The organism is Candidatus Zixiibacteriota bacterium (assembly GCA_014728145.1).
In the GTDB taxonomy this organism is placed as follows: Bacteria; Zixibacteria; MSB-5A5; order JAABVY01; family JAABVY01; genus WJMC01.
Map to the genome: position 1 here is coordinate 1 of WJMC01000051.1, position 7,959 is coordinate 7,959.

Annotated in this window: 6 protein-coding genes and 2 tRNA genes; 1 reads left to right on the plus strand and 7 read right to left on the minus strand. The window is 49.3% G+C overall.

Features of this window, described 5'->3' with window-relative positions:
- Positions 1-2: 2 nt before the first annotated feature.
- Together GF404_02920 and GF404_02925 are read right to left on the minus strand one after the other, a co-directional pair.
- Positions 3-75 (minus strand) — tRNA-Ala (locus tag GF404_02920).
- Positions 76-150: 75 nt separating this feature from the next.
- Positions 151-224, minus strand: a tRNA-Ile gene (locus GF404_02925).
- A gap of 193 nt (positions 225-417) precedes the next feature.
- Between GF404_02925 and GF404_02930 the strand changes: the two genes are divergently transcribed.
- Positions 418-1,143, plus strand: a complete 726-nt coding sequence (locus GF404_02930) for a hypothetical protein (protein ID MBD3381130.1) — start codon at positions 418-420, stop codon at positions 1,141-1,143.
- A gap of 298 nt (positions 1,144-1,441) precedes the next feature.
- Here GF404_02930 and GF404_02935 read toward each other — a convergent pair whose 3' ends face one another.
- From GF404_02935 to GF404_02955, 5 genes are all read right to left on the minus strand, one after another.
- Positions 1,442-1,924, minus strand: coding sequence for a heterodisulfide reductase (locus GF404_02935; protein MBD3381131.1), 483 nt, complete (start codon positions 1,922-1,924; stop codon positions 1,442-1,444).
- A gap of 12 nt (positions 1,925-1,936) precedes the next feature.
- On the minus strand, positions 1,937-3,607 hold the full coding sequence (locus tag GF404_02940; GenBank protein MBD3381132.1) for an FAD-binding protein: 1,671 nt from the start codon (positions 3,605-3,607) through the stop codon (positions 1,937-1,939).
- 28 nt (positions 3,608-3,635) lie between these two features.
- Positions 3,636-4,388 carry a 4Fe-4S dicluster domain-containing protein gene (locus GF404_02945; protein ID MBD3381133.1) on the minus strand — a complete coding sequence of 251 codons (753 nt, stop codon included), beginning with the start codon at positions 4,386-4,388 and terminating at the stop codon, positions 3,636-3,638.
- 35 nt (positions 4,389-4,423) lie between these two features.
- Positions 4,424-5,308 carry a heterodisulfide reductase, subunit B gene (locus GF404_02950; protein ID MBD3381134.1) on the minus strand — a complete coding sequence of 295 codons (885 nt, stop codon included), beginning with the start codon at positions 5,306-5,308 and terminating at the stop codon, positions 4,424-4,426.
- A gap of 804 nt (positions 5,309-6,112) precedes the next feature.
- Positions 6,113-7,198 carry a hypothetical protein gene (locus GF404_02955; protein ID MBD3381135.1) on the minus strand — a complete coding sequence of 362 codons (1,086 nt, stop codon included), beginning with the start codon at positions 7,196-7,198 and terminating at the stop codon, positions 6,113-6,115.
- Between the last annotated feature and the right edge of the window lie 761 nt (positions 7,199-7,959).

Here is a 7,959-nt window from a genome sequence, read left to right on the forward strand (position 1 = left end):
AATGGAGATGAAGGGGCTCGAACCCTCGACCTGTGGCTTGCAAAGCCACCGCTCTCCCAGCTGAGCTACATCCCCATTTTCAGAACTCTGATCGCATATTAAAAACAGTTCGATAAAAAAAGTTCCGGCTCGTACCGGAATCATTTTAAATGGGCCTAACTGGAGTTGAACCAGTGACCTCACGCTTATCAGGCGTGCGCTCTAACCGTCTGAGCTATAGGCCCATTATTCGAACTGCAAAACTCAAATTTATACGCTCAATGCTCTTTGTCAATAGCTAATTTAAATTACTTTTCGATTATATTATCGTACTTTCTCATTCGGATTTAACCCCTCTAAGTATAAAGTAATTGTTGACTTATGTGATACAGGCTTTAAACTGTGATATTGTCAGGCATCAATCTAAAAGGAGCTGGCATGGATAAGGCTGACCGAGCGATCAGGATGATCCGCTCATTTTACAAGAAAAACTCCGATCCGCTGGTTGTCGAGAAGTATTCCCGTTTCTTCCGCGAGGGTTACCGTGCCTACGGGGTAAACCCTGAAATCCAAAGTAAAGAAATCCAGAAATGGATCGATCAGCTCGAGGATGAATTCACACTAAAAGACTATAAAAAGCTCTTCGTGGGGCTGTTCGAATCCGGCATGAACGAGGAGACCTCGACCGTAATCCGCTTTCTGACGAATCTTGAGCGCTATTACTCCAAAAGCCTGTTTACCCAGATTCGAGCCTGGATCGGCAGATATTTTACCAACTGGGCTCAAACCGACAGCGTTTGCAAATACGTTCTGAGGGAGTTCATCCTCAGGGATATTGTGTCTTATAATGACCTGATCGCCTGGCATACGCATAAATCCAAATGGGTCCGTCGGGCGGTACCGGTCACCACGGTCGAAGCATTCTACAAAGAGCAAAAGATCACCCCGGTCCTCAAGGTTGGCAACCTGTTGATCAACGATCCGGTGCGTGAGGTCGGCCAGGGTGTAGGCTGGATGCTTCGCGATGCCTGGAAGGTCTACCCTGACAGGATCGAGAAACTGCTAAAGAAGCACGTCAGAACCGGTAATCGCACCGCCTACCAGTACGCCTGCGAGAAGATGGATAAAGAGTATCGACTTCAGTTCAGACGGCCAAAGAAGTAAGCTGTATTTCTACTAATAGTCTGTTTTTGAAATGATAAATATCAATTTGCATTTAGCTAGTATTTCTGCTCTTAATCAAACATGAATGACTGACACCTCTGCATCTCAATATTGGTAAGAGTAATCGAATAAAAAAAATGATAATCGTCCTGATAATAACGGGAAGGAATGATTCCTTCCCGCATATTTGAAGTATTTGTCCTGACAGGTTGGGGCATCTGCCAACCACAAATATTTTATCATGGCAGCATTGTGAAGCTACTGCCATGCTGTCTAAATATCTGCTTTCTCTGCCCGATCAGGCTGTATGTTTGCGGAAACAACTGACCATGACGATCTGCGGAAGATCCTCGAGGACCTCGTCGGGAATCTGGTTCGGCTCGATATAGTTTTGGTTCTTGCGCAGAAACACCTGCCGAATCGCTTCCATAACTTTGGGAATATCCAATCCCCGCGGGCACCTGACAGCGCAGGTGTTGCAGGAAGCGCACATCCAGATCGTGTTCTTGTTGACCAGCAATTCCTCCTGTCCGAGAGCCGACAGATGCATTACCTGCCGTGGCGTGATTTGCAAAACCTCAGCCATCGGACAGCCGCCGGAACACGTTCCACACTGCATACATTTCTCAATATTCTGACCGGATATCTCTTTGACTTTTTCCAGGAATTCTTTTCCAAAAGTCTTTTCAGTGATAACAAAGCCCTGTTTGCCCTCACATTCCGGGTTGTCGCAGTTTTCGACGGTATTATCTTGAACGTCTTTGTTTTCTTCGTCAGTCATATTAGCCCCTCACTATCTTATTGTACCGACGTAATGGCTGGTAAGTTCTCGCTCTTTGATCTCGACCGGTGTATAATCCGGAAGAAGCATCGGCGCCACACGATCGGTCTCGATACCGGCCTCGGCCATTTCCTTATGATATTTATCGACATGCTCCAAAGACAACTGGCCCAGATCGCTTCGATCTTTGGCAAACTCGCCGGCGTTCTTACCGGCGATACGACCGAATACCATAATATCCAGAAGCGAGTTGCCCATCAGACGATTCTCACCGTGGGTACCACCACCGACCTCACCGGCTATGAAGAACCCCTTTACTGCAGTCGAACCATCTTTTTTGAATTCCAGGCCACCATTCTGGTAATGCAAAGTCGGATAGATCAGCATCGGCTCTTTCGAGATATCGATGTCAAAGCGTTTATACAGGATAAACTTGCCGGGGAATTCTTTTTCGACAGTACCTTCGCCGGAAAGATGGTCGATCATCGGGCTGTCCAGCCAGACACCGAACTTACCGGTCGGAGTGGGCACACCCAGACCGCGGTCAACACATTCGCGGATTATAGCGGATGCTTCGATATCTCGAGGCTCGCGCTCATTGACGAACTGTTCGCCCTTGATGTTGACGAGGTTGGCACCGGAACCGCGGAATTTCTCTGTAATCAGGATACCCTCGGCCTGTTCCGGGAAGATCACTCCGGTCGGATGGTACTGGATCGTGTGCAAAAAGCAGAGTCCGACACCGGCACGATAACCCATCACCAGACCGTCGCCGGTCGCGCCGTAGTGGTTGGTGGTCATGAAATTCTGGACATGCAGGCGACCCGAGCCACCAGTGGCCATGACGACAGCTTTGGCCTTGATGATGAAATATTCTTCAGTATCCATGTTATACATCAAAGCCCCGGCACATTCGCCTTTGTCGTTTAAGATCAATTCGACTGCCGGAGAGAATTCGAGCACCTTGATGTCTTCACAACGATTCCTGGCCTCGTCACGGACTGTACGCATCATCTCGGCCCCGGTGATATCGGCCGCGAAATGCATACGCTTGCGAGAGGTACCTCCGCCGTGCAAAGTCTTCAGAGTGCCGTCATCGAATCGGGAGAAATTGCAACCCAGTTCGACCAGCCACTTGATGACATCCGGAGCCTCAGACACAAGGGTCTCTACCAGTTCCGGTTTATTCTTGAAATGACCGCCACCGACGACATCCAGGTAATGATAATAAGGCGAATCTTTCCAGTTCTTGGTGGCGGCCTGAATACCGCCTTCGGCCATCATCGTATTGGCATCGCCATGACGAAGCTTGGTAGCTATAATCACTTTTGCGCCCTGTTCCTGGGCCAGCAGAGCGGCTGAGGTTCCGGCTCCTCCCCCGCCGATAACGAGCACGTCGGTCTCGTAGTCGGCCTTCGTCAGGTCAACCTTAGCGGGTTCGACCCGGCTTTTGGCCTCGAGCATATCGACCACTTCATGGGCTATCTTATAGCCTTTGTTGGGACCGATTTTGATCTCTCGGCGACCTTCATCGATATAATCAGGATGGAATTTGAGGATATCCTCGCGTTCCTCCAGAGACATCATCGGAAATTCCTTATCCGCCTGTTTGCGTTCGACACGCGCCGGGCGGGTCTCTTCGACCTTTTTCATGAGGTCTTTCAATGCTTCGGGATACGGCATAATCTATTCTCCAGTAATATGTTCGGTTTTACAGGTACTGCTTTTCCTGCGGTTCCCATTTTTCGTCAGCCATATGTGATTCCTGTTCGCGCTCGGTGTAGAGCTTTTTGAGCTCATCGACTGACGCACTCTTGAGCTCAGCCAGGAAACCATCGTACTTACCACCCTTGATGCCTTCCACCATTTCCTTGCAATGCTCCGGATAAGGAGCCATCTTCATGCCGTAGATTCGACGCACCATCTGGGCGATATGGTACTGCGCCATCTCACCCATACAACGGGTGGCACACAGACCACACTGGATGCAGTCAAAAGACAGCTCGGTGGCTTTCTTGAAATCACCCTGTTTGATAGCGGAGATATAATCCAGGACCGGGACATCCATGGGGCAGACCTTGGTGCAGGCATTGCAAGCCACGCACCGGAACAACTCCGGGTAGTTCTTCTGGACATAAGAGACTTCAGGGGCGACTTCTTCCATTTCATAGACCGCCCGGTTAGCCGGGAAAAACGGTATCTGGGTCAGGTACATATTTTCCTGGACCACGGTCTGGCAGGCCAGTCCGACCCGGATATGATAATCGCCCGGGAGACGATAGACAGTGCCGCAGGCCCCGCAGATACCGCCACGACATCCGCATCCGCGGATGAACTTGTAGCCGGCATGTTCCATCGCTTTCATGATGGTCAGCGACTCGGGGACCTCGTAACGCTTGCCCATTATGTAGATCGGCACAAGCTTGGCTTTAATTTTTGCAGGTGTAGATTCTGTTGTGCTCATATCACACTCTCATCTATTTTGTTGTTAATTATTTCCTACGCTGAAATCAGGTTCTTGCCGGATAAAAGCTCTCGTGAGCTTTCATGACCGATATCGAAATGACATTCCTTTTCGTCAACTCCCAGGGCTATCGCCAAAAGCTGGGTGAAATAGAATGTCGGTACCGTTGACTCGCCCTGACCGAATTTGTCGATCGAATCTTTCTGCCTGTGTCCCAGGCTGTATTCACACAACGGGCAACTCGAGACGAGTGCCTCCGCGCCCCGTTTTTGGGCTGTGCTGACGATCTTGTAGACGTTCTTGTAGGCCGCCTCCGGATTGGAGAGGATCTGGTACGATCCGCAACATTCAATCGAGGCCGGGCTGTCGATCACCTGAGCACCGAGAGCATCCAGGAAATCATGCAGGATCGTCGGGTTGTCGGCACTGTCGATGGCAATATCTTTGGGACGGGTCAGGGTGCAACCATAGTACGGCGACACCTTGAGATCCTTGAGCGGGTTGGTAACCTTCTCTTTGAGCTTGTCCCAGCCTACATGATCGCGCAGAAACGGCAGAAGATGAATGACCTCAACCTGTCCGGTGTAGTCGGTTTCCTCTTCCATAAAACTGTTGATCGTAAAACGTTTTTCCTCGTCATCGCGTATCAGGTTGTTGGCGCGAGCGAGGGTGTTGTAACACATCGAGCAGATCGTCACGACCTTGTCATGGCCCATATCGGCGACCCGGATCAGGTCTCGAATCGGTGCCACCAGGTGCAGGAGGTCGTCGTCCGCCAGTGAATAGACCGCACCGCAACAGTTCCAGCGGGGCAGTTCCTCCAGCTCGAGGTCGAGCCTGGCCAGTGATGCCACCGCGGAGTCATTGAGGTTTTTAGCGCTGGTCTTGAGCGTACATCCGGGGTAATAAGCAACTTTCATCGCGTTAATCTTTCTGTATTGATGATGTTATTTTCCTGACAGGTAACTTGATTTCGCATGTGAATTATTTCACCTGCAATTATCGTAAATTGTTGACAGAACGTTTGCAAAATAGACTATGTTTCTGCTCAAATGCCTGTGCATAGCTGGCATAAGATGATATATTTAAGATTTAAAAGAACACTTGTCAAGTGCTTTTATTCACAAATAACCTCATATAAGTTATTCGCTTAGAATGGTTGTGATGTTTGTAAAAATCTGCACAATTCGCGCTTTTGGAAGTATATGATTGAATGATTATTAGGCTGATCTAATTGGCCTAAAATTGGGTGGGCATCCTCTTCATAGGTGGATTCATTTAGTGTTTCGTCAGGTGTTGTCAAATATCTGGCGAACATAACAGCCCGGTCATCCTGAGGAGCTTCGATCACAGATCGAAAACGACGCCAGGATATCTTGCTTCGTTATAGCAGGTCTTGAGTTCTCGACTTTTGTCGGGAGCTTGTGACCTGCCATGGAAAAATCCAATGATTAAGATTTCTCCACTCGTTCTCAATGAGATTTCTCCGCTCTCCGGCAGAAGCCGTATCGGTCGAAATGACTACCGGGCCGCGTTTGTCCTTGCGGGGAGTGTTGCGACGAAGCGGTCTTATACGCAAAGATCGCCCCACTTCGCCCGCGATGACAAACTTTGATCGTCAGTGGTTTAGTGGGTCGGGAACTGAATTATTTACAAAAAAAAGCCGCCTCACTGCGGGAGGGTGAGACGGCCAGCGCAAAATCCGATTTTTTTTAACGCTGCGGTTACTCTTCTTTTTCGCCATAGACAGGTGTCTTGACCCACTCAATTTTGTTGTAAATAAATTTCTGGCGATTTCCGATCGTCACTTTGTCATAGGCATGTTTGTTGAACATGGTGCTTTCGCGGTCCATATAGTCAGCCCCGAATGCGTCCTTGGGAATGATCAGCTTGTTCGGGAATTTGTCGACTATCTTGTATGGCGGTTTGACCTTAAATATATACCGGCCGAATTCGAGTGAATCGAACACCGCCAGGCGTCCCTCGTTTACACGGATAAGCTCGAATTCCTTTGTCGAAAGCGTATCGAAATAGTAGCCGGTATCGGTGAACACCTGTGCTACCGGAATAAAATCGAAGCTGTAATTCGGTGTAAAGTAGACAAACTGCGCGCTGTCATCGGAAGCCTCGAATTCCTTAGGGAAAACCCAGCCTTTCTCATCCTCGATCTGGTATTCGCCCTCTGGGAGGAAAAAGGTGAACCACTCGCGCACCTGCTCCATCCGGTAATTGAGGTACTCCTCAGCGCAACGCAGGACATAGCGGTCTTCATCGGCATGGACCGCGCGCCTCACGACCAGTGACAGATAGTTGTCCTCGAGACGTTTTGGTCCGACCAGTTCGTTAAAGGCATTGCACTTGGCATAACTGGCCAGCCAGTTGTTTTTAACGAAAGAGAGGCATTCACCATAAGTCATATCGGTCGTTGTATCGATATACGCCGTATATGATGGATAGAAGGTTTCCAGGTTCCAGAACCCCCAGTCGGCCCAGTTCGGATTGCCGACATAGTAGTTGATAAAAATGAACTTCACCAGCGATTCGGACAATAGATCGTTGGTCATCTCGTTCTGGAGACGGTTGTTGCGCCAGATCGCTTTCTGGCGGTAGATATTGTGCACCGCGAGTTTTGAGATATACCAGCGGTCATCGAAACTATAGAGTTTCTTGGCCGCTCCCAGGTATGAATCCAGGTCGCGGTTGAGATCTTTCATTTCCTCATAGGGATGATCGATCATGCCCGAAGAGGCAGACAGCGATCCCGCCAGGAGAATCAGCATTAGCGATGATACAAATGTAATTTTTTTCATGATTTCCTCCTATTCGCTATCCGGCTCATTTGAGTAGGTCTTGTTCTGTTGCATATACTTGTAAAAGGCCTGCAGGCGACGATAGATATCGTCGGAATCATCGTAGCGATTCTCTTCCTGCAGAGCACGGATCGCTTTCTCGCTCCAGAAGATCGCTTCCTTGGAGACGTTCTCGAGCATACCGGCATCGAGCGCGTCCAGATCGACCATGTACTCGGTGGCATCCACGATTTCACCGTAGCGAGCGTTGTCATACAGGTATTCGCAGTAAGCCGGCAGAAATGCTACAGTAGTTGCCAGGTAGATATCAAAATTGTAATTCTTGGCATAGAAACCGCCCTGCGGGAAATCGGAATCATCTTTAGCGAGCTCCAGGCATTTCTGGAAATATTGCCAGGCAGCGTCGTTTTTGATATTTGAATTAGTCGTGGCCAGCAGGAATGTCGCTATCGAGCGGGCGAAATTCGAGCGCAGTGTATCCAGAGCGATCGCACTGTGATAATTTACCAGGGCGCGCAGTGAATCCCGCTTGGGCGTGTCCTGCTCGGCATCCATGTAGCTGTTGTATCCCCAGACAGCCTTGATCATATTGGCGATACCGAACATGTTCGGAGTCTCAAAAGGGAACAGGTCAGCCACACTGGCGATAAATGTATTTTCGCGATTGTAGAGATTTTGTTCGTCCGCACGGCGCAGGAGGTTCTCGATCATCGGCGCTATCGAATTGGATGATGGAGTGATAGTAGCCGCCAGGAATATAT

Excerpts from the sequence above, each read along its gene's own strand:
- GF404_02955 (MBD3381135.1), bottom strand. The coding sequence starts at position 7,198 with ATGAAAAAAATTACATTTGTATCATCGCTAATGCTGATTCTCCTGGCG.
- GF404_02930 (MBD3381130.1), top strand. The coding sequence starts at position 418 with ATGGATAAGGCTGACCGAGCGATCAGGATGATCCGCTCATTTTACAAG.
- GF404_02940 (MBD3381132.1), bottom strand. The coding sequence starts at position 3,607 with ATGCCGTATCCCGAAGCATTGAAAGACCTCATGAAAAAGGTCGAAGAG.
- GF404_02935 (MBD3381131.1), bottom strand. The coding sequence starts at position 1,924 with ATGACTGACGAAGAAAACAAAGACGTTCAAGATAATACCGTCGAAAAC.
- GF404_02950 (MBD3381134.1), bottom strand. The coding sequence starts at position 5,308 with ATGAAAGTTGCTTATTACCCCGGATGTACGCTCAAGACCAGCGCTAAA.
- GF404_02945 (MBD3381133.1), bottom strand. The coding sequence starts at position 4,388 with ATGAGCACAACAGAATCTACACCTGCAAAAATTAAAGCCAAGCTTGTG.